General features: G+C 59.6%; 25 protein-coding genes and 1 tRNA gene. 15 read left to right on the forward strand and 11 right to left on the reverse strand.

All coding sequences use genetic code 11. The features are described 5' to 3' along the window. Position 1 precedes the first annotated feature (1 nt). The 3 genes from KKQ10_RS15060 to KKQ10_RS15070 all read right to left on the reverse strand — a co-directional run bounded on the left by KKQ10_RS15060 (position 2) and on the right by KKQ10_RS15070 (position 2,895). Entirely contained in the window at positions 2–460 is a 459-nt protein-coding gene (locus KKQ10_RS15060) for a tripartite tricarboxylate transporter TctB family protein (protein ID WP_215501551.1), read from the reverse strand. A 58-nt stretch (positions 461–518) separates the two neighbouring features. Continuing rightward, complete coding sequence (locus tag KKQ10_RS15065; protein ID WP_127649734.1) at positions 519–1,496, reverse strand: Bug family tripartite tricarboxylate transporter substrate binding protein; 978 nt, start codon at positions 1,494–1,496, stop codon at positions 519–521. A 106-nt stretch (positions 1,497–1,602) separates the two neighbouring features. After that, positions 1,603–2,895 (reverse strand): OprD family porin, encoded by a 1,293-nt coding sequence (locus KKQ10_RS15070; protein WP_127649735.1) that lies wholly within the window; start codon positions 2,893–2,895, stop codon positions 1,603–1,605. A 237-nt stretch (positions 2,896–3,132) separates the two neighbouring features. Here KKQ10_RS15070 and tctD point away from each other — a divergent pair, with 237 nt between their 5' ends. Both tctD and tctE read left to right on the forward strand, forming a co-directional pair. Further along, complete coding sequence (gene tctD, locus KKQ10_RS15075; RefSeq protein WP_025110675.1) at positions 3,133–3,804, forward strand: two-component system response regulator TctD; 672 nt, start codon at positions 3,133–3,135, stop codon at positions 3,802–3,804. Beyond that, on the forward strand, positions 3,797–5,182 hold the full coding sequence (gene tctE / locus KKQ10_RS15080) for a two-component system sensor histidine kinase TctE (RefSeq protein ID WP_127649736.1): 1,386 nt from the start codon (positions 3,797–3,799) through the stop codon (positions 5,180–5,182). The genes tctD and tctE overlap by 8 nt, the downstream gene beginning before the upstream one ends. A gap of 50 nt (positions 5,183–5,232) precedes the next feature. Here tctE and KKQ10_RS15085 read toward each other — a convergent pair whose 3' ends face one another. Both KKQ10_RS15085 and ygfZ read right to left on the reverse strand, forming a co-directional pair. Next, a complete protein-coding gene (locus tag KKQ10_RS15085) occupies positions 5,233–6,054 on the reverse strand; it encodes an HDOD domain-containing protein (protein WP_127649737.1) in 822 nt (273 codons plus the stop codon). A 34-nt stretch (positions 6,055–6,088) separates the two neighbouring features. Next, positions 6,089–7,030: a CAF17-like 4Fe-4S cluster assembly/insertion protein YgfZ gene (gene ygfZ, locus KKQ10_RS15090; RefSeq protein ID WP_215501552.1), complete on the reverse strand. Its 942-nt coding sequence runs from the start codon at positions 7,028–7,030 to the stop codon at positions 6,089–6,091. A gap of 150 nt (positions 7,031–7,180) precedes the next feature. Here ygfZ and KKQ10_RS15095 point away from each other — a divergent pair, with 150 nt between their 5' ends. Beyond that, positions 7,181–7,435 carry an FAD assembly factor SdhE gene (locus tag KKQ10_RS15095; RefSeq protein ID WP_007963266.1) on the forward strand — a complete coding sequence of 85 codons (255 nt, stop codon included), beginning with the start codon at positions 7,181–7,183 and terminating at the stop codon, positions 7,433–7,435. Continuing rightward, positions 7,419–7,871 carry a protein YgfX gene (locus tag KKQ10_RS15100; RefSeq protein WP_215501553.1) on the forward strand — a complete coding sequence of 151 codons (453 nt, stop codon included), beginning with the start codon at positions 7,419–7,421 and terminating at the stop codon, positions 7,869–7,871. Before KKQ10_RS15095 ends, KKQ10_RS15100 begins: the two co-directional genes overlap by 17 nt. Here the strand turns inward: KKQ10_RS15100 and nadB are convergent. Continuing rightward, positions 7,840–9,456 (reverse strand): L-aspartate oxidase, encoded by a 1,617-nt coding sequence (gene nadB, locus KKQ10_RS15105; RefSeq protein ID WP_127649740.1) that lies wholly within the window; start codon positions 9,454–9,456, stop codon positions 7,840–7,842. The genes KKQ10_RS15100 and nadB overlap by 32 nt on opposite strands. A 558-nt stretch (positions 9,457–10,014) precedes the next feature. On the opposite strand from nadB, the gene rpoE reads away from it, so the two are divergent. From rpoE to KKQ10_RS15125, 4 genes are all read left to right on the forward strand, one after another. Then, on the forward strand, positions 10,015–10,596 hold the full coding sequence (rpoE, locus tag KKQ10_RS15110; protein ID WP_003172477.1) for an RNA polymerase sigma factor RpoE/AlgU: 582 nt from the start codon (positions 10,015–10,017) through the stop codon (positions 10,594–10,596). Positions 10,597–10,626: 30 nt separating this feature from the next. Next, positions 10,627–11,214 (forward strand): sigma-E factor negative regulatory protein, encoded by a 588-nt coding sequence (locus KKQ10_RS15115; RefSeq protein WP_127649741.1) that lies wholly within the window; start codon positions 10,627–10,629, stop codon positions 11,212–11,214. A gap of 8 nt (positions 11,215–11,222) precedes the next feature. Next, the gene (locus KKQ10_RS15120; RefSeq protein WP_215501554.1) at positions 11,223–12,185 is read left to right on the forward strand and encodes a MucB/RseB C-terminal domain-containing protein; all 963 of its coding nucleotides are present in this window, start codon (positions 11,223–11,225) and stop codon (positions 12,183–12,185) included. A 210-nt stretch (positions 12,186–12,395) separates the two neighbouring features. After that, entirely contained in the window at positions 12,396–13,826 is a 1,431-nt protein-coding gene (locus tag KKQ10_RS15125) for a DegQ family serine endoprotease (protein WP_127649743.1), read from the forward strand. Positions 13,827–13,906: 80 nt separating this feature from the next. On the opposite strand, the gene KKQ10_RS15130 is transcribed toward KKQ10_RS15125, so the two are convergent. Continuing rightward, positions 13,907–15,340: a M48 family metalloprotease gene (locus tag KKQ10_RS15130; protein ID WP_215501555.1), complete on the reverse strand. Its 1,434-nt coding sequence runs from the start codon at positions 15,338–15,340 to the stop codon at positions 13,907–13,909. Positions 15,341–15,438: 98 nt separating this feature from the next. Here KKQ10_RS15130 and KKQ10_RS15135 point away from each other — a divergent pair, with 98 nt between their 5' ends. Both KKQ10_RS15135 and KKQ10_RS15140 read left to right on the forward strand, forming a co-directional pair. Continuing rightward, a complete protein-coding gene (locus KKQ10_RS15135; protein ID WP_007963279.1) occupies positions 15,439–15,678 on the forward strand; it encodes a sulfurtransferase TusA family protein in 240 nt (79 codons plus the stop codon). A gap of 32 nt (positions 15,679–15,710) precedes the next feature. Then, on the forward strand, positions 15,711–16,781 hold the full coding sequence (locus tag KKQ10_RS15140; RefSeq protein ID WP_127649745.1) for an AI-2E family transporter: 1,071 nt from the start codon (positions 15,711–15,713) through the stop codon (positions 16,779–16,781). Positions 16,782–16,868: 87 nt separating this feature from the next. Here KKQ10_RS15140 and KKQ10_RS15145 read toward each other — a convergent pair whose 3' ends face one another. Continuing rightward, on the reverse strand, positions 16,869–17,342 hold the full coding sequence (locus KKQ10_RS15145; protein WP_215501556.1) for a peroxiredoxin: 474 nt from the start codon (positions 17,340–17,342) through the stop codon (positions 16,869–16,871). A 10-nt stretch (positions 17,343–17,352) separates the two neighbouring features. Further along, complete coding sequence (locus tag KKQ10_RS15150; protein ID WP_007963284.1) at positions 17,353–17,913, reverse strand: glycine cleavage system transcriptional repressor; 561 nt, start codon at positions 17,911–17,913, stop codon at positions 17,353–17,355. Between the two features lie 329 nt (positions 17,914–18,242). Between KKQ10_RS15150 and dapA the strand changes: the two genes are divergently transcribed. From dapA to KKQ10_RS15175, 5 genes are all read left to right on the forward strand, one after another. Continuing rightward, entirely contained in the window at positions 18,243–19,121 is an 879-nt protein-coding gene (gene dapA, locus KKQ10_RS15155; protein ID WP_215501557.1) for a 4-hydroxy-tetrahydrodipicolinate synthase, read from the forward strand. Between the two features lie 17 nt (positions 19,122–19,138). After that, positions 19,139–20,254 (forward strand): NlpB/DapX family lipoprotein, encoded by a 1,116-nt coding sequence (gene bamC / locus KKQ10_RS15160; RefSeq protein WP_127649749.1) that lies wholly within the window; start codon positions 19,139–19,141, stop codon positions 20,252–20,254. Between the two features lie 4 nt (positions 20,255–20,258). Then, complete coding sequence (locus tag KKQ10_RS15165; protein WP_127649750.1) at positions 20,259–21,020, forward strand: MBL fold metallo-hydrolase; 762 nt, start codon at positions 20,259–20,261, stop codon at positions 21,018–21,020. A gap of 28 nt (positions 21,021–21,048) precedes the next feature. After that, a complete protein-coding gene (gene purC / locus KKQ10_RS15170; protein ID WP_007963288.1) occupies positions 21,049–21,762 on the forward strand; it encodes a phosphoribosylaminoimidazolesuccinocarboxamide synthase in 714 nt (237 codons plus the stop codon). An 84-nt stretch (positions 21,763–21,846) separates the two neighbouring features. Further along, positions 21,847–21,936, forward strand: a tRNA-Ser gene (locus KKQ10_RS15175). A 402-nt stretch (positions 21,937–22,338) separates the two neighbouring features. Here KKQ10_RS15175 and istB read toward each other — a convergent pair. Both istB and istA read right to left on the reverse strand, forming a co-directional pair. Further along, entirely contained in the window at positions 22,339–23,142 is an 804-nt protein-coding gene (gene istB / locus KKQ10_RS15180; protein ID WP_044311019.1) for an IS21-like element ISPsy20 family helper ATPase IstB, read from the reverse strand. Next, positions 23,135–24,634 carry an IS21 family transposase gene (istA, locus tag KKQ10_RS15185; RefSeq protein ID WP_215501558.1) on the reverse strand — a complete coding sequence of 500 codons (1,500 nt, stop codon included), beginning with the start codon at positions 24,632–24,634 and terminating at the stop codon, positions 23,135–23,137. Before istA ends, istB begins: the two co-directional genes overlap by 8 nt. Positions 24,635–24,784 lie beyond the last annotated feature (150 nt).

A 24,784-nucleotide genomic window follows, 5' to 3' on the forward strand; every position in this document is an offset into this window, starting at 1 on the left:
ATCAGTTCTCCAGAACGCTGAGCAGGCCCAGGGGCAGCGGAACGTCCATCAAACGGTCGAACAACAGGTAAAGACCGACGGCCATCAGGCTGATGATCACCACGCTCGGCAACCAGCGGCCGCCGTACAGGCGAGCCATCGGAACGCCGGTGATGATGCTGGCGACGATGAAACCCAGCGGTTCGAAAGTACCGGCGAACACCAGCAACAGGACGACGCAGATAGCGATCTTGGTCAGGGTTTGGCGATCCAGTGGTGGCTCGTCTTCACTGTGTTTGATGGGCGCCGGACGAAACACCATGTACAGCAGCGCCAGGCCCATCAGGCCGAGCATCAGCAGAGGAAAGGCGCGTGGGCCCACCGGTTCGTAGGAAAAAGCCGCTTGATACGGCCACGCCATCAGGGCCAGGCCGACGCAGGCCAGCAACAGCACCGAGGCGAAAATGCGTTGTAAGAGCATGGGGAACTCCTGTGCCGTGGCCTCGATGCGCGAGGCCACGGCCGCTAGACAGAGACGATCACTGAATCAGGCCGAACTCTTTGGCCAGCACCTTGTAGTCCGCGACCTGCTTCTTCACGTAGGTGTCCAGCTCCGGGCCGGTCATGGCGAACGGGAACAGTTCACGCTGATCGCGCAGCTTGGCGAAGTCTTCCGAGGCCAACAGTTTGTCGAAGGCGTCTTTCCACCAGGCGTAGTCTTCGTCGCTGACTTTTGGCCCAAGGTAGAAACCGCGCACCACCGGCCAGACGATGTCATAGCCTTGCTCGCGGGCGGTCGGGATGTCTTTCATTTCCGGCTCGTCCAGGCGTTTGTCGGCGAACACTGCCAACAGACGCATGTCGCCGCTCTGGATATGCGGCATGGAGTCGGAAATGTCGGTGCTGCCGACCTGGATGTGACCGCCAAGCAGGGCGGTGGCGATTTCGCCGCCACCTTCGAGGGCAACGTAACGCAGGTCACGCGGGTTGATCCCGGCGGCCTTGGCGATCAGTGCGGTCTGCATCCAGTCCTGGCTGCCGACGGTGCCGCCGGAACCGATCACCACGGAGCTCGGATCTTTCTTCAGTGCTTTGACGAGATCGTCGAGCGTCTTGTAGGGCGAATCGCTTTTCACCGCGATGGCGCCGTAGCTGGTGCCGACGGCGGCCAGCCAGCGCACGTTGGTTTCATCGAAACGGCCGAACTTGCCTTGCGCCAGGTTCAGCAGCGAGCCGCTGGACCACGCCACCAGCGTGCCGGCGTCGGCCGGGCGCTGAGCGACGACTGCGTTGTATGCAACCGCGCCGACACCGCCGGGCATGTAGGTCACGCGCATTGGTTTGGTCAGCAGTTTTTCGTTGACCAGCGCGCTCTGCGCCAGTTTGCAGGTCAGGTCGAACCCTCCGCCGGGGGAGGCCGGGGCGATGCATTCCGGGCGTTTCGGCTCGGCCATCAGTTGGCCGGCAAACAGGATGCAACTGGCGGTCAGTGCAACTTTACGCAGTGACAAATTCATTGGTCTCTCCACAGTTTCTTGTTGTAGGGGCTTTGTGTAGGAGCTGCCGAAGGCTCGGGCCGCGATCGGATGATCTTTTGATCTTGGTCTTCGACGTTTCAATCAATTACCAAAGTGCAACGCTATAGCTCACCAGCAAACGCACTTCGTCTGCATCGCGAGCCGAGTAGTTGGAGCGGTAAGTGGCATTACGCAAACGCACGGCGACATCCTTCAAGGCGCCGCTTTGTACGACATATTTGATCTCGGTGTTGCGCTCCCACTCTTTGCCTTCTTCGCCATTCTTGAGCTTGATGTTGTCACCGCTCAGGTAACGGCTCATGAACGACAGGCCGGGAATGCCCAGGCGTGCGAAGTCGAAGTCGTAACGGGCTTGCCACGAGCGTTCTTCGGCGCCGGCGAAGTCGTTGATCTGTACGAAGTTGACCAGATACGGGTCGCTGCCGTCGACATACGGGAAGGCGCTGTCGCCGGACATGTGCTGATAACCGGCGCTGAACTTGTGGCCGCTCAAGGCATAGCTGACCAGACCGTTGAGCGAGCGGTTGTCGATCTTGCCACCCCGGGCCGCGCCCTGATCGTCACTGACCGCAAAGCGCAGGTCGGTGGCGAACGTGCCCGGGCCCATCGGCCGCGAGGCGACCAGACCGAAGAAGTGCTGGTTGTAGACTTCATCGAGTTGGGCGAAGTGGTAACTGCCGGTGATCTTGTCGGTGAACTTGTAGTCCACACCGGCAAAGTCGAAATGCTTGCCGGCCACGGTGCCAGCGAAGCGGCTGTTCTTGTTGTTAAGGGCGATGTCCTCGAAATCGGTGCTGTCGCGATCCTTGGCCTTGTCCAGACGGCCACCGGTGAAGGTCAGGTTCTTGATCTCTTTCGAGGTCAACAAACCACCTTCAAAGGTCTGCGGCAGGATGCGCCCGTCGTTCGGTTTGAGGATCGGCAGCTCCGGAATCAGGCTGCCGATTTTCAGTTCGGTGGCGGAGATTTTCACTTTCCCGGTCAGGCCGACCTTGGAATATTCGTTGGCGGCGCGCCCGTCATCGTGGGTCGGCAACAGGCCGGTGCCGGTACGGTCCGGACTCGAATCAAGTTTGACCCCGAGCATGCCCAGTGCATCGACACCAAACCCCACGGTGCCGTCGGTGTAACCCGATTGCAGGTTGAGCATGAACCCCTGCGCCCATTCATCCCGCTTGCTTTGCTGGGCACTGGTGCCGTCGCGAAAGTCGCGGTTGAAGTACATGTTGCGGGTTTCGAAGGTGGCGGAACTGTCTTTGATGAAGTCGGCGTAGCTCAGCGGCGAAAAACCGGCGAGGGCGGCGGCACTGGCGAGGGCGGTGTGGCTGATACGCGAAGGGCGAGCGGGCGTGAGAGCCCTGGTCTGCAAGGACGGCATGCGCGGTGTACTCCGTTTATTGTTCTTATTGGTCGAAAACGCTTCGAGGCGTTTTTCGTATCGCTGTGTGGCAGCAGCGACGGCAGTCGAAACTGTCCGTGAGCCGACTCTAACGGGCTAACCTTTCACTAACCTTTCAGCTGTATTTCACGGTTTTCGGGCTTCACAGCGGCGGTTGCGGCTGTAAACTCCGCGGCAAAGAATGGCGTCGGCCATCCCTGAATGAGGTAGAGATCCATGCGTGTTCTGCTCGTCGAAGACCATCTGCAACTGGCCGAAAGTGTTGCTCAGGCGCTCAAGAGCACCGGTCTGACCGTGGACGTGTTGCACGATGGCGTGGCTGCCGACCTGGCCCTGAGCAGTGAGGAATACGCGATGGCGATCCTTGATGTCGGTCTGCCGCGCATGGACGGTTTCGAGGTGCTGGCGCGCCTGCGCGCGCGCGGTAAAAACCTGCCGGTATTGATGCTGACAGCGCGCAGCGACGTGAAGGACCGGGTCCACGGGCTGAATCTCGGTGCTGACGATTACCTGGCCAAACCGTTCGAATTGACCGAGCTCGAAGCCCGGGTCAAAGCCCTGCTGCGGCGCAGTGTGCTCGGCGGCGAACGTCAGCAGCGTTGCGGCGTGCTGGCCTATGATCTCGACACCCGGCGCTTCAGCCTCGGCGAAGAACTGCTGACTTTGACCTCGCGCGAGCAGGCGGTGCTCGAAGCGTTGATCGCCCGCCCGGGCCGGGTGATGAGCAAGGAACAACTGGCGGCTCAAGTGTTTGGTCTCGACGAAGAAGCCAGCCCCGATGCCATCGAAATCTACGTGCATCGCCTGCGCAAGAAACTCGACGGCCAGCCGGTGGCGATCGTGACGTTCCGCGGCCTCGGTTACCTGCTGGAAAGCCGCGATGCATAAGCCCAGCAGCCTGCGTTGGCGGTTGCTGTGGAACCTTGCATTGCTGTTGGTGGTGCTGATGCTCGCCAGTGGCTTGAGCGCTTACTGGAACGGGCGCGAAGCCGCCGACACGGCTTACGACCGCACCTTGCTGGCCTCCGCCCGGACCATCGCCGCCGGCCTGTCGCAGCGCGACGGCACGCTCAGCGCCGACGTGCCTTACGTCGCCCTCGATACCTTCGCCTATGACAGCGCCGGGCGGATCTATTACCAGGTCAACGACATTCATCAGAAGCTGATTTCCGGCTATGAAAACTTGCCCGGGCCACCGCCCGGTACGCCACGCACCGACGATTACCCAGCATTGGCGCGCTTCTACAACGCGACGTACCGTGGGCAAAACGTGCGCGTGGTCAGCCTGCTCAAAGCCGTCACCGAACCGAACATGAACGGCATGGCGGAAATCCGTGTGGCTGAAACCGACGAGGCACGAGTCAGCATGGCCCGTAGTCTGGCGGCCGACACCCTGTTGCGCCTGGGCATGCTGGCCATCGGCGCGCTGTTGCTGGTGTGGTTTGCGGTCAGTGCCGCGCTGCGCCCGCTGGAGCGCTTGCGCACGGCGGTGGAGGAGCGTCAGCCTGATGATTTGCGGCCGCTGCCGCTGGTGGAAGTGCAACGGGAATTGTGGCCGCTGGTTCAGGCGCTCAACCATTTCACCGAGCGTTTGCGCGGCCAGTTCGAGCGTCAGGCGCAGTTCATCGCCGATGCTGCGCACGAGCTGCGCACGCCCTTGGCGGCGTTGAAGGCACGGCTGGAACTGGGACTGCGTTCCAGCGAACCGGAAATCTGGCGCAGTACCCTGGAGTCATCGGCGCAGAGCACTGACCGGCTGACCCACCTGGCCAATCAACTGCTGTCGCTGGCGCGGGTGGAAAACGGTGCCCGGGCAATTGCCGAGGGTGGCGCGCAACTGCTCGATCTGAGCCAGTTGGCCCGTGAGCTGGGCATGGCCATGGCACCCTTGGCTCATGCGCGCGGCGTCGCGCTGGCGCTGGAGGCGGATGAACCGGTGTGGTTGCGCGGCGAGCCGACATTGCTCAATGAACTGCTGAGCAATCTGGTGGACAACGCGCTGGCGCATACCCCGCCGGGCGGCAACGTGATTCTGCGGGTGGCGGCGCCGGCGGTACTTGAGGTCGAAGATGACGGCCCGGGGATTCCGCTGGAAGAGCGTGACCGGGTGTTTGAGCGTTTCTACCGGCGCAATCAACAGGTCGCGGGTTCCGGGCTGGGGTTGGCGATTGTGGGAGAGATCTGCCGGGCGCATCTGGCGCAGATCACCTTGCATGATGGCGAGCAGGCCGGTTTGAAGGTTCGGGTGAGTTTTATTGCCGGATAGCAGCCGAGATGGCTTTTGTGGCGAGGGAGCAAGCCCCCTCGCCACGAGGATCAGTAAAACATCGTCCGCGACTCTTCCAGATCTGCACACAATTGCTTGTTCTCCGGATCGATCCCAAGTTTCCTGAACGCCGGCACACTGAGCGGATCGATCCGCGCAAACGGATGATCGCTGTCCTTGTGGCAATACAGGCTCGCCACTTGCACCAGATCGACGTAATCGATGTGCGCCGAGTCGCGTTTGAAATCCAGGTACAGCCCCGGCAACGCCACCAGTTGCTCGGGAAACTCCCAGACCCGCAGCAGCTTGTCGCCCAGCAGCGGGTGAATGTGGTCGATCACGTGGTTGAGGCTGACCGGGTCGGACAGCAGTTCGTAGTGATCTTCGGCGTAGGTCAGGATCGGCAGCACACCGATCTGATGCACCAGACCGCCCAATGCCGCCTGGTCGGGTTTGAGTTGGGTATGCCGGCGGCACAGGGCGTAGCTGACGCCGGCGATTTCCAGGCTCTTGCGCCAGACTTCGCGCATCTTCTGTTCGACCACGTCGGAGCGGGCGTGGAAGATCTGTTCCATCACCAGGCCGATGGCCAGATTGCTGCTGTAATTCACGCCCAGCCGAGTGATGGCGGTGTGCAGGTCGGTGACTTCCTGCGTGGCGCGCAGCAGCGGGCTGTTGACCACTTTGATCAGGCGCGCCGACAGCGCCGTGTCTCGGCCGATGACTTTGCTCAGGGTGCTGACGCTGATCTCCGGGTCTTCGGCGGCCTTGCGAATTTGCAGGGCCACTTCCGGTAACGTTGGCAGAACCAGGTCATCGTTATCGATGGCCTCAACCAAATCCTGTTGGACCTTATCCGCCAGCTCGCTCATGTGGATTCTCTAGGGTGTTGCAACAAGGCTGCGATCAGCGCTGGATTTCGCGGTCGCGATCCAGTTCGTAGGGCAAGTCGAGCAAATGCAGCGCGGGGCCTTCGAGGGCGCCCAGGTGCAGATTACCCGCTTCGGCAGCTTCGGCCTGCAACACCGCCAGCAGTTCAATCTTTTCTTCGGCGCGGGCGGCCAGCACCACTTCGCCGATGGCACTGCTGTGGCTTGGAGCGAACAGCGGGGTGCCCGGCTCCGGCAGTTCAGTCGCGTCCAGTTGTACGCGATACAGGCGTCGTTTGAGCTTGCCCAGGTACTGCATGCGCGCGACGATTTCCTGGCCGGTGTAGCAACCTTTCTTGAAGCTCACGCCGCCGACGGCTTGCAGGTTGAGCATCTGTGGGATGAACAGTTCGCGGGTGGTCGGCATGACCTGACCGATACCGGCACGGATCTGGCCCAGCAACCATTGGTTCAGTGTGCCTTCAGGCAGGGTCGCGGCCAATTTGGCCTTGAGGGTATCGGCCTGATCGGCGGGTACCCAGAGTTCGGCGCGATTGGGCGAGACGCGAATGGCGATCAGGCCGGCGCTGCGCACCACGCTGTCGGTTTCGGCCGGCAGGTCCAGGCCGAGGCCGGCCAGGGCTGCGTCGCCTTGTTCCAGGCCAAAGCGCACCCAGGCGACGCTTTCGTCGGTCAATTTCGATTTGGAAAATACAGCGTACTTTTTCAGGTCCGCCAGTTGCGGCTCCAGCAGCTCGCTGGCCATCGCCAGCAGCACGCCGTCACCTTCGAGCAGAATGCGGAAGCTGGACTGCATCCGGCCTTTTTGCGTGCAGCGCGCGCCAAGGCTGGCCTGACTGTCACTGAGGTAATTGAGGTTGCAGGTCAATTGGCCTTGCAGGAATTTGCCGGCATCCACGCCGCGAACCGCGAGTACGCCTTCATGAGACAGGGTGCAGAAAAAAGCAGAATCGGCCATGGGTCATCGCAGGGTAAAAAAGTCTGGGGCACATCATAAGGGCGCGTTGTTGAAATGGGTAGTTGATAAAGGATCGGTGGTGCCCGACCAAAGCCGACTGTGCGACCCGCGCCGGGGCTGTATACTGCGCGCCTATTTGAGGAGGGCTCCATGGTCGAACAAGTTGAACTCAATCGCCTCTTCTGGCACAGCCGCCGCGGCATGCTGGAACTTGACGTGCTGCTGGTGCCGTTCGTGCAAGAGGTGTATCCGCACCTCAATCAGGTCGATCGCGATTTGTATGTCCGTCTGCTGACCTGTGAGGATCAGGACATGTTCGGCTGGTTCATGGAGCGCAGCGAATCCGAAGACCCTGAGCTGCAGCGCATGGTCCGGATGATTCTGGACCGTGTTCAGCCCAAGTAACACGTTCGAATGCCGCTGGCATGCCTCACGGCAGTTGCTGGCGGCGTATCTGTTGGCCCAGGCGTTCGCCCTGGGTGCCTTGTTTGTGCTTTCGATTCCACTCTGGGCCAGTCTGCTCGGGGTTTTTGCCTGTCTGACGCATGGGTTCTGGGTGCTGCCACGGCAGGTGCTGTTGACGCATTCCGACGCATTTTGCGGTTTGCGGCGTGATGCCGATGGCTGGCAGTTGTGGAGTCAGGCGGGTGGCTGGCAAGCCGCGCAACTGCGCCCCGACAGCCTGGCGCTGCCACTGATCGTGGTGCTGCGGTTTCGTTTGCGTGGGGAATGGCGCGTCAGATCGATCTGCGTACCACGCGACGCGCAGGCGGCGGATGTGCACCGACGCCTGCGAGTGCGGCTCAAATTCAGCCGGCGTAGGTGGGCGGCACCAGAATAGTGTCGAGTGCTTCGGGCAGCAGGTCCGGGTAGTCGAGGGTGTAATGCAGGCCGCGACTTTCCTTGCGTTCCATGGCCGAGCAGATCATCAGTTCAGCGACTTGCGCCAGGTTGCGCAGCTCGATCAGGTCGCGGCTGACTTTATAATTGCTGTAGAACTCGTCGATCTCATCCAGCAACAGACGCACACGGTGCTGCGCCCGTTGCAGGCGCTTGTTGGTGCGCACGATGCCCACGTAGTCCCACATGAAGCGCCGCAGCTCGTCCCAGTTGTGCGCGATGATCACGTCTTCGTCGGAGTCGGTCACCTGACTGGCGTCCCACTCCGGCAGGGCATGCGGGGCGGTGATGTCATCCAGTTGCGCAACAATGTCCGCCGCAGCCGAACGGGCATAGACGAAGCATTCGAGCAGCGAATTGCTGGCCATGCGGTTGGCGCCGTGCAAACCGGTGAAGCTGGTCTCACCAATCGCATACAGCCCCGGGACATCGGTGCGACCGTGCTGGTCGACCATCACGCCGCCGCAGGTGTAGTGCGCTGCCGGCACGACCGGAATCGGCTGTTTGGTGATGTCGATGCCAAAGCCCAGGCAACGCTCGTAGACGGTTGGGAAGTGGCTTTTGATGAAGGCCTCGGGCTTGTGACTGATGTCGAGATAGACGCAGTCGACGCCCAGACGCTTCATTTCATGGTCGATGGCCCGTGCAACGATGTCGCGCGGCGCCAGTTCGGCGCGTTTGTCGAAGCGCGGCATGAAGCGTTCGCCGTTGGGCAGCTTCAGATGAGCACCTTCGCCGCGTAACGCCTCGGTGATCAGGAAACTCTTGGCCTGCGGGTGATACAGGCAGGTGGGGTGGAACTGGTTGAATTCCAGGTTCGCCACCCGGCAGCCCGAACGCCAGGCCATGGCGATGCCATCGCCACAGGCGCCGTCGGGGTTGCTGGTATAGAGGTAGACCTTGGCCGCACCGCCGGACGCGAGGATCACGAAGCGCGCGCCGTAGGTATCGACTTCGCCGGTCGCACGATTGAGCACGTAGGCGCCAAGGCAACGCTCGCCGTCCATGCCCAGGCGGCGTTCGGTGATCAGATCAACGGCGACCCGCTGCTCAAGCAACTCGATATTGGTGCGCTGCCTGGCCTGGGAGAGCAGGGTTGTGAAAATCGCGGCGCCCGTGGCATCGGCGGCGTGGATGATGCGCCGATGACTGTGACCGCCTTCGCGGGTCAGGTGAAACTCGAAACCACCGTCTTCGGTGCCGGACTGTTCGTCGCGGGTGAAGGGGACGCCTTGGTCGATCAGCCACTGAATGGCTTCGCGACTGTGTTCGACGGTGAAGCGCACCGCGTCTTCATGGCACAGGCCGCCGCCGGCGTTCAGGGTGTCGTCAACGTGGGATTCGACAGTATCGGTGTCGTCCAGCACGGCAGCGACGCCGCCCTGGGCCCAGTAGGTCGAGCCGTTGGCCAGATCGCCCTTGCTCAATACGGCAATGCGCAAATGACCCGGCAGGGTCAGCGCGAGACTCAAACCGGCAGCGCCGCTGCCAATCACCAGAACATCGTGTTGAAACTGTTGGCTCATTTCAGGATTCCGCTCAAAGCGACCCGGATCGGGGGTGGCGCAAGACAGCTGGATCGGCGAGTCAAGACAGCCACACAGCCCACTAGTATATAGAGGGGTGGAGCGGCACAATAGCCGGGCTCGTATGGCATTGTGAAACTACTGTGACGACAAATGCTTGACGCTTCGTCGGGTGTTTTTTTCCGTCGTTTTGGGAAAAGGCGACTGTATCGAAGATGAAACACGCTTTTTCAACGCATGGTCGCTCAATGTCGCTTCAGCATGGCTATAAATAATTGGAACTTTTGCCAGAGGCCCAAGATCAATAGACAGTTGCCTGAAACACGGGACAGTGTCGGCTTCAATGCAGAACCTGCGATTGGGTTCTTGCCGGCGAACCGATGACAAGATTATTCGCGCAGCCGGTTTATCCCGCGCTGCGTTTTTCGTGCGTGCCAAATCAGAGCCCGCAGGAAACTTGCCTGGAGGGGGAGAACTTTTGCGAAAAGCCCGAGTCTATGTTTGCAAGTCTGGTCGTTTAGTTATGCAAGCCTCCTCCATGCTTATCGAGGAGTGTTCATGCTAACCCAGGAAGAGGATCAGCAGCTGGTCGAGCGCGTTCAGCGTGGCGACAAGCGAGCTTTCGATCTGCTGGTGCTGAAATATCAGCACAAAATTCTCGGGTTGATCGTGCGTTTCGTGCACGACACCCATGAAGCCCAGGATGTGGCTCAGGAAGCCTTTATCAAGGCCTACCGAGCGCTAGGAAACTTTCGCGGAGACAGCGCGTTCTATACGTGGCTTTACCGCATTGCCATCAACACGGCAAAAAACTATCTGGTTTCACGCGGCCGCCGGCCGCCGGATAGCGATGTAAGTTCTGAAGACGCAGAGTTCTACGATGGCGATCATGGCCTCAAGGATCTCGAATCACCGGAGCGCGCATTGCTGCGGGATGAGATCGAAGGCACCGTCCATCGAACCATTCAGCAACTGCCAGAGGATTTGCGTACGGCTTTAACTTTACGCGAATTCGATGGTCTGAGTTACGAGGACATTGCGAGCGTCATGCAGTGTCCGGTGGGTACCGTGCGCTCCCGGATCTTCCGCGCCCGGGAGGCCATCGATAAAGCCCTGCAGCCGTTGTTGCAGGAAAACTGAGACAGCGGCGACAGCCAAGAGAGGAACGCCATGAGTCGTGAAGCCCTGCAGGAATCGCTGTCCGCAGTGATGGATAACGAAGCGGACGAACTGGAATTGCGTCGAGTGATCAATGCACTGGACGATGTTGAAACCCGTGAGACCTGGGCTCGTTATCAGATCGCTCGGGCAGCCATGCACAAGGATCTGCTGCTTCCGCGTCTGGACATTGCTGCGGCAGTTTCTGCTGCGCTGGAAGACGAAACGGCTCCAGCCAAAGTATCCCGTGGTCCTTGGCGCAACCTGGGTCGTCTGGCCGTTGCGGCCTCGGTGACCGTTGCCGTATTGGCCGGTGTTCGCCTGTACAATCAGGACGAAATCGCCGGTGTCGAGCTGGCTCAGCAGTCCAATCAGCCATCCCTGACCGCTCCACAGGTCAAAGGTCCGGCTGTTCTGGCAGGCTATAAAGAGAGCTCGGAAACCACAGGCCCGATGGCTAATGGCGTACTGCAAGGCCAGCCAGGCTGGCATGACCAGCGTCTGCCAGGCTATCTGCGCCAGCATGCCCAGCAGGCTGCGCTGAAAGGCACTGAAAGCGCCTTGCCTTATGCGCGTGCAGCAAGCATGGAAAACCGTTAAGGAGGATCATGCGCGCCATACCTCTACTTTCGCTTCTGCTCAGTGGCTGGTTCGTTGTTCCAGCCCATGCTGATGAAGCCCAGGACTGGCTGACCCGTCTGGGCCAGGCCGAGCAGCAGCAAAGCTTCCACGGCACCTTCGTTTACGAGCGTAACGGTAGTTTTTCTACCCACAATATCTGGCATCGTGTCCAGAATGGCCAGGTCCGCGAGCGGTTGCTTCAGCTCGACGGCTCGGCACAGGAAGTCGTGCGCGTTGATGGGCATACTCAATGCGTCAGCGGCACCCTGATTGCGGGGTTGGGAGACTCTCCCAACTCGACCGCTCGTTCGCTTGATCCTCAAAAGCTGAAAAACTGGTATGGCCTTGCTGTCATCGGCAAGTCGCGCGTGGCCGGACGTGATGCGGTAATCGTATCGCTGACGCCTCGAGACCAGCATCGCTATGGTTTTGAACTGCACTTGGACAAACAGACCGGTCTGCCGCTCAAGTCACTGCTGCTCAATGATAAGGGGCAGTTACTCGAACGCTTCCAGTTCACCAGCCTTGATACCGCCGATGTTCCATCGGACAAAGACCTGCAAGCAGGCTCCGAGTGCAAGGCAATCACGCTCGACAGTGACAAGGCGTCTGCCGTGAAGACCGCTCAGGTCTGGCATTCCGACTGGCTACCGCCGGGCTTCGAACTGACCAGCAGCACCTCGCACAAAGATCCGGAAACCAAAACCCAGGTCAGCAGCCTGATGTATGACGACGGGCTGGCGCGTTTCTCGGTGTTCCTGGAACCACTCAACGGTGCGACAGTGACCGACACCCGCACGCAGTTGGGACCGACCGTTGCTGTTTCCCGTCGCCTGACAACGCCTGAAGGCGAGATGATGGTGACAGTCGTCGGAGAAATTCCAATCGGCACAGCGGAGCGGATCGCTCTGTCGATGCGCAACGATGGTGCTGCAACCAGCAAGCAATGAGCTGATTTCAGTCATTTCCACCTCTTCGTCGAGACGTAGATGAAATGTTTGCTCAGCATTTTCATTTGCAAATCACCCGAAAGTTTTTTATAGGTCAGAGCCTCACGGCTCTGGCCTTGTCTGTTGTTCCCGGAACAAAAATACCGGCCCGCGGTTCCCGGTGTTCCTTGCTCCATATCGCTTAACCCTGCTCGTCGTAACGGGAGCTGTATGTCGATACTTAGCTTGAAGTCTTATCTCTCCATTTTCGCCACCGTGCTGGTGCTCGGTCAGGCTGTCCCCGCTGCCCAGGCGGCCGACCTGCCGGATTTCACCCAACTGGTTGAACAAGCCTCGCCTGCGGTGGTGAACATCAGTACTACGCAGAAGCTGCCGGATCGCAAAGTGAACCAGCAGATGCCTGACCTGGAAGGCTTGCCGCCGATGCTGCGCGAGTTCTTCGAGCGCGGAATGCCGCCTCAGCAGCGTTCACCGCGGGGCGATCGTCAGCGTGAAGCGCAATCGCTGGGTTCGGGCTTCATCATTTCCTCGGATGGCTACATCCTGACCAACAACCATGTGATTGCCGATGCCGACGAAATCCTCGTGCGTCTGGCTGATCGCAGTGAAATGAAAGCCAAGCTGATCGGCACCGATCCTCGCTCCGACGTGGCCCTGCTGAAAATCGATGGCAAGGATCTGCCCGTGCTCAAGCTCGGCAAGTCCCAGGACCTGAAGGCCGGTCAATGGGTCGTGGCGATCGGTTCGCCGTTCGGCTTTGACCACACCGTGACCCAAGGCATCGTCAGCGCCGTCGGCCGCAGCCTGCCGAACGAAAACTACGTGCCGTTCATCCAGACTGACGTGCCGATCAACCCGGGTAACTCCGGTGGTCCGCTGTTCAACCTGAACGGTGAAGTGGTGGGGATCAACTCGCAGATCTACACCCGCTCCGGTGGCTTCATGGGCGTGTCGTTCGCCATCCCTATCGATGTGGCGATGGACGTTTCCAATCAGCTGAAGAGCGGTGGCAAAGTCAGCCGCGGCTGGCTGGGCGTGGTCATTCAGGAAGTGAACAAGGATCTGGCCGAGTCGTTCGGTCTTGAAAAGCCGGCCGGTGCGCTGGTGGCACAGATTCAGGATGACGGTCCGGCGGCCAAGGGTGGCCTGCAAGTGGGCGACGTGATTCTGAGCATGAACGGTCAGCCGATCGTCATGTCCGCCGACCTGCCACATCTTGTGGGTGCATTGAAGGCGGGTGCCAAGGCCAACCTCGAAGTGATTCGTGACGGCAAGCGCAAGAATGTCGAGCTGACCGTCGGTGCGATTCCGGACGAAGACAAAGAGCTGGCAGCACTGCCGAAGTCCGGCGCGGAAAGCAGCAGCAACCGCCTCGGTGTGTCGGTGGTTGAACTGACCGATGAGCAGAAGAAAACCTACGACCTCAAAGGCGGGGTGGTCATCAAGGATGTTCAGGACGGTCCTGCAGCCCTGATCGGTCTGCAGCCGGGTGACGTGATCACTCACCTGAACAACCAGGCCATTGGCTCTACCAAAGAGTTTGGCGAGATCGCCAAGGCGCTGCCGAAGAATCGTTCCGTGTCGATGCGGGTTCTGCGTCAAGGTCGTGCCAGCTTCATCACCTTCAAACTGGCTGAATAATCCGGTTGCGGTGAAATAAAAAACCGCCTCGAAAGAGGCGGTTTTTTTTTGCCTGAAAAATTGATATGGCTGAAGCGCAGTCAGCCCATCATGTCCTTGATCATGCGCTCCTGCTCCATCAGCTCGCGTTGGCGGGCGTCGATGCGCGAGGACAGCGGGAAGTTGCTGCCCGCCTTGCGCTTGGCGAAATCGAGTTGCTGGATCGCCTGACGATAATCGCCCACCAGCGCGAAGTACTCGGCGCGAGCCTGGTGCAGGCCGATGATATTGCCGGACAAACCGCGAGTTTCGGCGACCTGATACCACACGTCCGGATCGTTCGGGCGAGACTTGAGCAAGCCTTCGAGCGCTTTTTCCGCATCGGCGGTGCGATTCTGTTTCAGCAGCAGATCGACACGAACCTGATTCAGCGGGTAATTGCCCGGATATTGCGTGAGCATCCGGTCAACCCGCGCTTGCGCATCCGGCAGGCGGTTATTGGTGATGTCCAGGTCGATCTGCGCGAGGTTGTAGATAATCTCGTTGGGCGACTTGGCCAGCAGCTGTTTGAGGTTCTCGCGGGCTTCATTGAGCTGGCCACCCTTGATCTGGGCGATCGCCAGACCGTAGCGCGCCACGTCGTTTTTCGGGTTCTCGTCCAGTTGTGCGCGGAAACGCTTGGCGCCCAGCCCTGGGGTTTCTTCGTAGATCAGCTGTACGCGGGCGCGAATCAGCTGATAACGCATGCTGTCTTCGATGCCGCCCGCAGGCGCCTGCTCTGCGCGGTTGCGGGTGTCGGCGATACGCGATTCGGTTACCGGGTGAGTCAGCAGGAATTCCGGTGGTTTGGCATCGAAGCGGTACTGGCGCATCAGGCGCTCGAACATGGTCGGCATCGAGCGCGGGTCGTACCCGGCCTTTTCCAGGTTGAGGATGCCGATACGGTCGGCTTCCTGTTCGTTCTGGCGCGAGAAGGTGCGTTGTGACTGAATCGCCGCGGCCTGAGAGCCAGCGATAGTTGCGATCCCTGCATCGCCGCCGCCGGCGGCCGCAATCACGATGCCGGCCAGCAGCGCGGCCATCATCGGTACTTGCATCCGCTGCGAAGCTTCTACACCGCGAGCGAAGTGACGTTGCGACAGGTGAGCCAATTCGTGGGCCAGTACCGAGGCGTACTCGCCTTCGGTCTGCGCATTGAGGAACAGCCCGCCGTTGACCCCGACCACCCCGCCGGGCGCGGCGAAAGCGTTGAGTTGCGGGCTGTTGATCAGGATGAACTCCAGGCGCCGGTCGGTCACCTGACTGGTTTCCACCAGCTTATAGACGCTGGACTCGACGTAATCCTTGAGCTGCGGGTCGTTGAGCTGTGCAACCTGGCTGCGCAGCATGGCCAGCCAGGCGCGGCCAAGCTGGTATTCCTGTTGCGGCGAGACAATGGCAGAACTGGCGTCGCCAAGTGACGGCAGATCGTCGGCAAAGCCCGGTGAGGCGAGCAGGCAAGCGAGCGTCAGCAGGGTAGGGCGCAGAAATGTCATGCACAAAGCCTTAGAAGACAAAGACCTTACTGTAGCCGGACACCGGGCTTGCGACCAGATATTCTAGGCAGCTCAACCACCTGAACCGGAGTGACGCAATGACTGACGCTGTAGCCCATGACTGTGAATTGGACGCCAGTGGCCTGAATTGCCCGTTGCCGTTGCTCAAGGCCAAAATGGAACTCAACAAGCTGCCCAGCGGCGCCGTGCTCAAGGTGATCGCCACGGACGCGGGTTCCCAGCGCGACTTCCGCACCTTTGCCCGTTTGGCCGGTCATACGCTGCTGCGCGAAGAAGACGAAGCGGGCGTTTACCGTTACTGGTTGAAAAAAGCCTGAAACCCACCGCGTAAAAGACCTGGGAATTATTGATGTTCAAAGTGTTACGCGACTGGATTCAGCGCTACTTTTCCGATGAAGAGGCGGTTGTGCTGGCGGTGCTGCTGTTCCTCGCCTTCACCGCGGTGCTCACCCTCGGCGGCATGCTCGCGCCGGTACTGGCCGGGATGGTGCTGGCGTATCTGATGCAGGGGCTGGTGCTCACCCTCGAGCGCTTGCGCGTGCCCGGTGGTGTGGCGGTGGGCCTGGTATTTGCGCTGTTCATGGGCGTTTTGCTGGTGTTTATCGTGGTGGTTCTGCCGCTGCTCTGGCATCAGTTGATCACGCTGTTCAACGAGCTGCCGGGTATGCTCGCCAAATGGCAGTCGCTGCTGCTGTTGCTGCCCGAGCGTTATCCGCATCTGGTCTCCGATGAGCAGGTGCTGCAGGCCATCGAGGCGGCGCGTGGCGAGATCGGTAAGTTCGGGCAATGGGCGCTGACCTTTTCGCTGTCGAGTTTGCCGCTGCTGGTCAACATCATGATCTATCTGGTGCTGGTGCCGATCCTGGTGTTCTTCTTCCTCAAGGATCGGGCCATGATCGGTGAGTGGGTGCGTGGCTATCTGCCCCGTGAGCGGGCGCTGATCACCCGGGTCGCGCAGGAAATGAACCGGCAGATCGCCAACTACATTCGCGGCAAGGTCATCGAAATCGTGATCTGTGGCGGTGTGACCTACATCGCGTTCGTCGCCCTCGGCCTCAACTATGCGGCGCTGTTGGCGTTGCTGGTCGGAGTGTCGGTGGTGGTGCCGTACGTCGGCGCGGTGGTGGTGACCGTGCCGGTGCTGCTGATCGCACTGTTTCAGTGGGGCTGGAGCGATCAGTTCATCTATCTGATGGCGGTCTACGGGATCATTCAGACGTTGGATGGCAACGTGCTGGTGCCGTTGCTGTTTTCCGAAGCGGTCAACTTGCATCCGGTGGCAATCATCTGCGCGGTGTTGCTGTTTGGCGGATTATGGGGCTTCTGGGGCGTGTTCTTTGCGATCCCCCTGGCGACGCTGTTCAAGGCCGTTCTGGATGCTTGGCCGCGCAAGGAACCTGTTGTAGCTCCATTGCTATAAAAGCAAAAAAGATCGCAGCCTTCGGCAGCTCCTACAGGAAATGCATCCCCAATGCAGGAGTCGCCGCAAGCTGCGATTTTTTGATCTTCAGGCCTTGTTCAGGGCCTGAGCCGCAGCCAGCACCGCATCCACATGCCCCGGTACTTTCACGCCGCGCCATTCCTGACGCAGTACACCGTTCTTGTCGATCAGGAACGTGCTGCGATCAACGCCCAGGTATTCCTTGCCGTAGAGTTTTTTCAGCTTGATCACGTCGAACAGCTGGCAGACAGCTTCGTCCTTATCGCTGATCAGCTCGAACGGAAACGCCTGCTTGCACTTGAAGTTCTCGTGGGACTTCAGGCTGTCGCGGGAAATACCGAAGATTTCCGTATTGGCTGCCTGAAATGCGGCGTATTGATCACGAAAGCCCTGGCCTTCCGTGGTGCAGCCCGGGGTGCTGTCCTTCGGGTAGAAGTAGATCACCACTTGCTTGCCTTTCAGGGCAGACAGGCTGACGGTCTGCCCGCTGGTGGCAGGCGCTTCGAAATCTGCAACCGGTTGGTCGATGACAACGGCCATGAAAGCTTCCTTACATTGGGTTTTGTGGGCGCCAAGGCTCGATCAGCGCATCCAGGTTCATCGCGTCGGCGAAATCCAGGAACTGGTCGCGCAGCCAACTGATCTGGGTGCCGGCCGGCAGCGTCACGGTGAACGTGGCGTTGAGCATGGTGCCGCCGGTCTGCGGGGCCTGATAGGTATCACAGGTCAGGTTTTCCAGTTCGACATTGTGATCCATGAAGAACTGGCACAGCTCATTGATGATGTCCGGGCGATACGCCGAGCTGACATAAGCCACGTACGGCAGCGCTTGCGGGCGGTTTTCCAGCGCCGCGCTGCGCACCACGTTGACGGTGAAGGCGTGGCGCTTGGCCAAGGTCGGCAGGCTGCCTTCGAGGCGGGCCAGGGCGTCCCAGCTGCCGGAGATCTCCAGCACCAGGGCGCTGCACTCGCCGTGGCGGGTCAGGCGGGAGGTGACGACGGCGCAGCGATTTTCATGGCTGGCGCGGCACAGGACGTTAGTCAGCTCCATGGGGTTGGCGCCAAGGGCACTGATGACAAGGAATTGTTCGCGAACTGTGGGGGTGGACATGCAGCATTCCTAAAGCGATGAGCGGTCGGTAGGTCGATGGGCGTTGGGCGTCGGGATGCGTCCGCGCGTGCCGATTCAGAAAGCCCCGGGCCACGGCTCGCAATTCGCTCCAATATATAGTGGAGCGCGCAGCAGCGACGCTGGAACGGGACCTGGGAGGCCGAAAAGGGAGGCTGGAACCCGGCGTACAAGCTGATCTGTACCGATCAAAGTCTGAAGGGTAGCGAAAAGCGACGCCAAGGGGAATGGCGGCGGCGCAGTACTTCGCTTGTGCAAGCATCTTGGCGCCAGTACCATTACCGCTCTCTTTTTCCGGCAGGAGCGGTTTCATGATTGCGGGCAGTATGGTGGCACTGGTCACTCCCATGGATGCACAAGGGCGTCTTGACTGGGACAGCCTCAGCAAACTCGTGGACTTCCACCTCAAGAACGGCACCCATGCCATTGTCGCGGTCGGTACTACCGGCGAGTCGGCAACCCTTGATGTAGAAGAACACATTGCCGTCATCAAAGCCGTGGTCAAGCAGGTTGCAGGCCGCATTCCGGTGATCGCCGGGACTGGCGCCAACTCGACCCGCGAAGCCGTCGAACTGACTCGTAACGCCAAGGCAGCCGGCGCCGATGCCTGCCTGCTGGTTGTGCCGTACTACAACAAACCGACCCAGGAAGGTCTGTACCAGCACTTCAAGCACATTGCCGAAGCGGTCGACATTCCACAGATTCTCTACAACGTTCCCGGCCGCACCTCCTGCGACATGCAGGCCGAGACCGTGATTCGCCTGTCCACCGTGCCGAACATCATTGGCATCAAGGAAGCCACCGGCGACCTGAAACGCGCCAAAGCCATCATCGACGGCGTGAGCAAGGACTTCATCGTGCTGTCCGGCGATGATCCGACCGCCGTCGAGCTGATCCTGCTGGGTGGCAAAGGCAACATCTCCGTGACTGCCAACGTCGCCCCGCGCGAAATGGCAGACCTGTGCGAGGCCGCGCTGAAGGGCGATGCCGAGACCGCACGGGCGATCAACGAAAAACTGATGCCGCTGCACAAGGATCTGTTCATCGAAGCCAACCCGATTCCGGTGAAATGGGCTTTGGTTGAAATGGGCCTGATGCACGAAGGCATCCGCCTGCCGCTGACCTGGCTGAGCGCACCTTGTCATGAAACGCTTCGCACGGCCCTGCGCCAGTGCGGCGTCCTGGTTTAATTGAGGAAGTACAACGCATGAAGCGAATGGCCGGACTTTCCGCACTTGCCTTGATTATCTCCAGCACCAGTGGCTGCGGATGGGTCTGGGGCCCGGAAGGTTATTTCCGTGACCGTGGTAGCGATTACCTGGAAGCGCAACAGACTGCACCGATGCAACTGCCACCGAATGTCAGCACCTCCAAGCGTCTGGATCCGCTGTTGCCGATCCCGCGCAATGTGGCTGACGACACTGCCAAGGGCGAATACGTGGTACCGCGCCCGCAACCGCTGACGGCCATTGCCGATGCGACCGATTATTCGCTGCAGAAGAGCGGTGACTCGCGTTGGGTCATGGCTCAGCACCCACCGGCCGAAGTCTGGCCAGTGGCGGTGCAGTTCTTTCAGGACAACGGTTTTCGTCTGGATGAACAGCGCCCGCAAACCGGCGAATTCACCACCACCTGGCAGCATTCCGACGAACTGTCCGCAGCCATGGCCAAGCGCCTGAGCGCGGCGGGTGTCGGCGCCGACAGCGAAACCCGCGTGCGGGTGCGTATCGAGCCGGGCGTGCAGCGCAATACCAGTGAAATCTACGTGGTCAGCGCCGAGCGTCCTGCTGGCAGCACCGCTGACGTCGACTTCACCAATCGTTCGGTCAACACTGGCCTGGACGCCGCGCTGGTCGACGACATGCTCGCGAGCATGAGCCGGACCTCCGAGAAGGGTGGTTCGGTGTCGATGCTGGCTTCGCGTGATTTCGATACCCCAAGCCGTGTCAGCCTCAGCGAAGACGGCAGCGGCAACCCGGTACTGAACGTCGGTCCGGACCTGGATCGTGCCTGGTCGAGCGTCGGTCGTGCGCTGGAGCAAGGTCAGTGGCGTGTTGAAGACATCAACCGCAGCCTGGGCCTGTACTACATCAACCTGGCCGAAAAAGCCGAGAAGAAAGACGACAAGCCTGGTTTCTTCAGCAGCCTGTTCGGCAGCGCGCCGACCAAGGAAGAAGTTGAAGCCCGCGCCGAGCGTTATCAGGTTCGCCTGAGCAAGGTCGGTGAAAACGTTCAGGTGACCGTCGAGAAAAACATCAACACCGTTGCGCCGGCCGATGTGGCCCGCAAAGTGTTGAGCGTGATTCAGGACAACCTGGGCTGATCACATGCGCTTTGCCGTTCTCGGCAGCGGTAGCCAAGGGAACGGCACGCTGATCGCCAGTGCTGATACGTATGTGCTGGTGGATTGTGGTTTTTCCCTGCGGGAAACCGAAAAACGCCTGTTGCGCCTGGGTGTGAACCCGGCGCAACTGAGCGCGATACTCGTAACCCACGAACATGCCGACCACGTGCATGGCGTGGGTTTGCTGTCTCGGCGCTACAATCTGCCGGTCTACCTCAGTCGCGGCACACTGCGCGGGATGCGCAAACCGATCGAACCCGCAGGCTTTCTGGCCGGCGGCGAGCAGCTGCAGATCGGCGCTCTGAACATCCGGGTCATTGCCGTGGCCCATGATGCGCAGGAGCCGACCCAGTATGTATTCAGCGATAACGAGCAGCGACGCTTCGGCTTGCTGACCGACCTGGGTTCCTACTGCGAGCGGGTGCTGGACGGCTATCGGGATCTCGATGCATTGATGATCGAGTCCAACCATTGCCGCGACATGCTGGCCCGTGGTCACTATCCGTACTTTCTCAAGCAGCGGGTGGGCGGCGAGCTGGGACATTTGAATAACCATCAGGCGGCATTCCTGGTGGCCGAGTTGGGGTGGCAGGGCTTGCAGCATCTGGTCCTCGCCCACCTGAGCAGCAAGAACAACCTGCCGCAGCTGGCCCGGCAATGTTTCGTCGACACCCTCGGGTGCGACCCGGACTGGCTGCAACTGGCCGATCAAGATTCAGGGCTCGACTGGCGCCATATCGCCTAGCCCATCTACTTAGCAAGCGGAGCCCATCATGGAAAAACGTGAAGAACTCTACCGCGGCAAAGCCAAATCGGTTTACAAGACCGACGACGCTGACCGCTTGATCCTGCTGTTTCGTAACGACACCTCGGCGTTCGACGGCAAGCGCATCGAGCAGCTCGACCGCAAAGGCATGGTGAACAACAAGTTCAACGCCTTCATCATGCAGAAACTCGAAGCGGCCGGCATTCCGACCCAATTCGACAAACTGCTGGGCGACAACGAGTGCCTGGTGAAGAAGCTGGACATGATCCCGGTCGAGTGCGTCGTGCGTAACTACGCCGCCGGCAGCCTGGTAAAACGTCTGGGCGTCGAAGAGGGCATGAAGCTCAACCCGTACACCTTCGAGCTGTTCCTGAAGGACGACGCCAAGGGCGACCCGTTCATCAACGAATCCCACGTCGTGGCATTCGGCTGGGGCACCGCCGAGCAACTGGCGCGCATGAAGGAACTGTCGCTCAAGGTCAACGAAGTCCTGAGCAAACTGTTCGACGACGCAGGCCTCTTGCTGGTCGACTTCAAGCTTGAGTTCGGCGTGTTCAGCGACGGCTCCATCGTCCTGGGCGACGAGTTCAGCCCGGACGGCTGCCGTCTGTGGGACAAGGACACCAAGAAGAAAATGGACAAGGACCGCTTCCGCCAGGGCCTCGGTGACGTCATCGAAGCCTACGAAGAAGTCGCCAATCGTCTGGGTGTACCGCTTTAATCGACGCAAGCATCTGATAGCACGAAGAAATTTTGCGAAAGAGGGTTTGCTTTCAGCAAAAGTGTTGTTATGATGCGCGCCGTTGGAGAGATGCCAGAGTGGCCGAATGGGACGGATTCGAAATCCGTTGTACCTTCACCGGTACCTAGGGTTCGAATCCCTATCTCTCCGCCATACGTACAAAACCCTCGCAAGTCGTTGATTTGCGGGGGTTTTTCGTTTTCGGATTTTTATCATTGTACGTAGGGATAGTACGTAAAATGTTTGCCGTCTTTATGAGATTTTAATCAATCCCTCGGCTGTTTATTGCTAATTTAGGCCAGTAACGTAATGGCCTAGGGGTTCAAGGTTCTAAGCCCATTGCATCGGCCATGCGTGATGTCAGCAGTGCGGCACGGTGCTTACTTGTTCAGTGTGTTGGCGCTGATTGAAAACTGACCCACCCTGCCGATTGAAAATTGACCCAGGACGGATTACTGATTTTTGCCCCAGCAATTGTGGATAAGCTTAGCAGCAGTGTTCCGATTGAAGACGCATCAAGCCCCACCGCATGCAGCAGGGCATTTATGGTGCGGATTAAAATGGCTCATCGTCCTCGACATCATCTCCGTCCTTGCGCTTTCGTTCCCGTGACTTGATCTTTGTCTGGGCGGCCAAGGTGCTGTGTTGTAGGCGGTAGGACTCGTTGCCCGTTTCGACGATGTGGCAGTGGTGTGTCAGCCGATCCAGCAACGCGGTGGTCATCTTGGCGTCGCCAAACACACTCGACCATTCCGAGAAGCTCAGGTTGGTGGTGATGACCACGCTGGTGTGTTCGTACAGTTTGGACAGCAGGTGAAATAACAGGGCGCCACCGCTTTGGCTGAAGGGCAAATATCCGAGTTCATCCAGTATCACCAGGTCTGTGCGCAGCAGTGCCTGGGCGATTCGCCCTGCCTTGCCATCGTACTTCTCACGCTCCAGCAGATTCACCAGATCCACCGTGGAAAAGAAGCGCACGCGTTTGTTGTGGGCCGTGATTCCGGATACAGCCAAGGCACTGGCCAGGTGTGTTTTCCCGGTTCCAGGGCCGCCGATGAACACGACATTCTGCGCGGTTTCAGTGAACGCTAAGCTGGATAGATCGCTGACCAGCCGGGCATCAGCGCTGGAAGCGCTGAAGTCAAAGCCAGCTAAGTCACGGTGCATGGGGAGTTTTGCCATGTTCATCTGATGATTCACCGAGCGCACCGCGCGATCCGCATGTTCCTGCTGAAGCAGATGTTCCAGCAGCCATTTCGATGAAGCCGTCGACGCTGTTCCTTGAGAGACCAGTTCTTCCCAAGCACTGGCCATGCCGTGCAGGCGAAGTTCTTTGAGTTCAGTCATTAGGTCACGCATTGCGATTCTCCTCATCGGTCGCACGGAGCCGGTCGTAGCGTGCCGTATTGGCAACAGGCGCGACCTTGAGTTGCAGGCTGGTTTCTACACAGGGAGGTGGTGCGGTGGAGGTCAGGCGGGCAACGACATTGAGGATGTGATCGGCGCTCAGACTTCCCGATTCAAGTACCAGCTCCACCGCCACCAGCACTGGTTCGAGACCCGCAATTGGCACAGCAGCCAGTACCTGCATCATGATTCGATCACCGTTGGTGTGACGCCTCAGTCCTCGTTTGAGAAGCCGTAACGGTTTTGGCAGATCAGCAAATGGCGCGCCGTTGCGCAATGCACCAGGCTTGCGTTCGATGAGTGGGATGTAGTGCTGCCAGTCAAAACTGACCTGATCTCGATCAAAGAGGCGCTCGTGACTGGCGATCACCGTTTCGTCGGCAATGACCACGATCCGCGAAGGGTACAAACGGCTGCTGACCCACTGGCCGACTCGCTCACATGGCACTGAATAGCGATTTCGCGCCACGCTGATCAGACAGGTGCTGGAGACCCGCACGGTACGCTCGACGTAGCCATCAAATGCCGCCGGCATTGGCATCATTTCGACCTGCTCCAGCTCCAAGACCTCGGCCACCGTCAGCCCGTTGTACTGCGGATGCACCAGTTCGCTCCAGAGCGACCGGCAACGTTGGCCGAGCCAGACATTCAGTTCCTCGAAGGTATGGAACATGCAATTTTGAGCATCGAGCCAGATTCGCCTCCGGCTGTCCTGCACGTTCTTTTCGACGATGCCTTTCTCCCAGCCAGAGGCCACGTTGCAGAAGTCCGGATCGAACAGATAGTGCGCGCACATCACGGAAAACCGGGCGTTGACCGTGCGGCCTTTGCCTTTGTTAACCTTGTCGACAGCCGTTTTCATGTTGTCGTAGATGCCGCGACGCGGCACACCACCCAAGGCTCCAAACGAACGGGTATGGGCATCAAACAGCATCTCGTGGCCTTGGCTGGGGTACGCAACCAACCAGAATGCGCGGCTGGCGCACAGCTTCATGTGTGAGACCTGGATACGTCGAAAAAGACCACCGATCAGCAGACCTTCTTCGCTCCAGTCAAATTGAAAGGCCTCACCGAGCGCAAACGTCAGCGGTACAAAAGCGCGTAAAGACTTGCCTTGCTCGCCTCGCCAAGAGCGCACAAACGCCGTGAGCTGGCTGTAACCGCCGTCATAACCCTTGGCCTTGATCTGCTCAAAAAGTGCTTTGGCGCTCCTGCGGTTGTGTTTTGGCCGGAACGAATCGGCCTTGAGCGCCTGCTCCAGGGTCTCGTGAAAAGGGCTGAGCTTATTGAAGGTTGCGCACCGTTGGTACGCTGGCTGAGTGGCTTCGGGCGCTCTGACCCATTTTCGGATGGTGTTTCTCGACAGCCCGGTACGCTTGGCTATCTGATGCAGCGAGAGCTTGTCGCGGAAGTACATCCGCCGGATTTTTCCCAACATTTCCATGCTGATCACCCTGTGTTCTCCTGCTCGAAAAGTGAGCAGAAGCAGTTGAACACCTGGGTCAGTTCTCAGTCGGCAGAAGAGCCTCTACTGGGTCAGTTTTCGGTCAGCGGCAACACATAGCCAGACATGCGGCTTCCTTTCGTCCTTGGA

Source organism: Pseudomonas sp. MG-9 (assembly GCF_018729515.1).
Taxonomy (GTDB): domain Bacteria; phylum Pseudomonadota; class Gammaproteobacteria; order Pseudomonadales; family Pseudomonadaceae; genus Aquipseudomonas; species Aquipseudomonas serboccidentalis.

What these genes read in the sequence shown, in the direction of transcription:
- KKQ10_RS15130 (WP_215501555.1), bottom strand. Translation starts at nt 15,340, where the DNA reads ATGACATTTCTGCGCCCTACCCTGCTGACGCTCGCTTGCCTGCTCGCC.
- KKQ10_RS15145 (WP_215501556.1), bottom strand. Translation starts at nt 17,342, where the DNA reads ATGGCCGTTGTCATCGACCAACCGGTTGCAGATTTCGAAGCGCCTGCC.
- ygfZ (WP_215501552.1), bottom strand. Translation starts at nt 7,030, where the DNA reads ATGGCCGATTCTGCTTTTTTCTGCACCCTGTCTCATGAAGGCGTACTC.
- KKQ10_RS15095 (WP_007963266.1), top strand. Translation starts at nt 7,181, where the DNA reads ATGGTCGAACAAGTTGAACTCAATCGCCTCTTCTGGCACAGCCGCCGC.
- tctE (WP_127649736.1), top strand. Translation starts at nt 3,797, where the DNA reads ATGCATAAGCCCAGCAGCCTGCGTTGGCGGTTGCTGTGGAACCTTGCA.
- bamC (WP_127649749.1), top strand. Translation starts at nt 19,139, where the DNA reads ATGAAGCGAATGGCCGGACTTTCCGCACTTGCCTTGATTATCTCCAGC.
- KKQ10_RS15070 (WP_127649735.1), bottom strand. Translation starts at nt 2,895, where the DNA reads ATGCCGTCCTTGCAGACCAGGGCTCTCACGCCCGCTCGCCCTTCGCGT.
- KKQ10_RS15165 (WP_127649750.1), top strand. Translation starts at nt 20,259, where the DNA reads ATGCGCTTTGCCGTTCTCGGCAGCGGTAGCCAAGGGAACGGCACGCTG.
- KKQ10_RS15065 (WP_127649734.1), bottom strand. Translation starts at nt 1,496, where the DNA reads ATGAATTTGTCACTGCGTAAAGTTGCACTGACCGCCAGTTGCATCCTG.
- KKQ10_RS15060 (WP_215501551.1), bottom strand. Translation starts at nt 460, where the DNA reads ATGCTCTTACAACGCATTTTCGCCTCGGTGCTGTTGCTGGCCTGCGTC.
- purC (WP_007963288.1), top strand. Translation starts at nt 21,049, where the DNA reads ATGGAAAAACGTGAAGAACTCTACCGCGGCAAAGCCAAATCGGTTTAC.
- istB (WP_044311019.1), bottom strand. Translation starts at nt 23,142, where the DNA reads ATGCGTGACCTAATGACTGAACTCAAAGAACTTCGCCTGCACGGCATG.
- KKQ10_RS15135 (WP_007963279.1), top strand. Translation starts at nt 15,439, where the DNA reads ATGACTGACGCTGTAGCCCATGACTGTGAATTGGACGCCAGTGGCCTG.
- KKQ10_RS15125 (WP_127649743.1), top strand. Translation starts at nt 12,396, where the DNA reads ATGTCGATACTTAGCTTGAAGTCTTATCTCTCCATTTTCGCCACCGTG.
- dapA (WP_215501557.1), top strand. Translation starts at nt 18,243, where the DNA reads ATGATTGCGGGCAGTATGGTGGCACTGGTCACTCCCATGGATGCACAA.
- rpoE (WP_003172477.1), top strand. Translation starts at nt 10,015, where the DNA reads ATGCTAACCCAGGAAGAGGATCAGCAGCTGGTCGAGCGCGTTCAGCGT.
- KKQ10_RS15120 (WP_215501554.1), top strand. Translation starts at nt 11,223, where the DNA reads ATGCGCGCCATACCTCTACTTTCGCTTCTGCTCAGTGGCTGGTTCGTT.
- nadB (WP_127649740.1), bottom strand. Translation starts at nt 9,456, where the DNA reads ATGAGCCAACAGTTTCAACACGATGTTCTGGTGATTGGCAGCGGCGCT.
- istA (WP_215501558.1), bottom strand. Translation starts at nt 24,634, where the DNA reads ATGGAAATGTTGGGAAAAATCCGGCGGATGTACTTCCGCGACAAGCTC.
- KKQ10_RS15115 (WP_127649741.1), top strand. Translation starts at nt 10,627, where the DNA reads ATGAGTCGTGAAGCCCTGCAGGAATCGCTGTCCGCAGTGATGGATAAC.
- tctD (WP_025110675.1), top strand. Translation starts at nt 3,133, where the DNA reads ATGCGTGTTCTGCTCGTCGAAGACCATCTGCAACTGGCCGAAAGTGTT.
- KKQ10_RS15140 (WP_127649745.1), top strand. Translation starts at nt 15,711, where the DNA reads ATGTTCAAAGTGTTACGCGACTGGATTCAGCGCTACTTTTCCGATGAA.
- KKQ10_RS15085 (WP_127649737.1), bottom strand. Translation starts at nt 6,054, where the DNA reads ATGAGCGAGCTGGCGGATAAGGTCCAACAGGATTTGGTTGAGGCCATC.
- KKQ10_RS15150 (WP_007963284.1), bottom strand. Translation starts at nt 17,913, where the DNA reads ATGTCCACCCCCACAGTTCGCGAACAATTCCTTGTCATCAGTGCCCTT.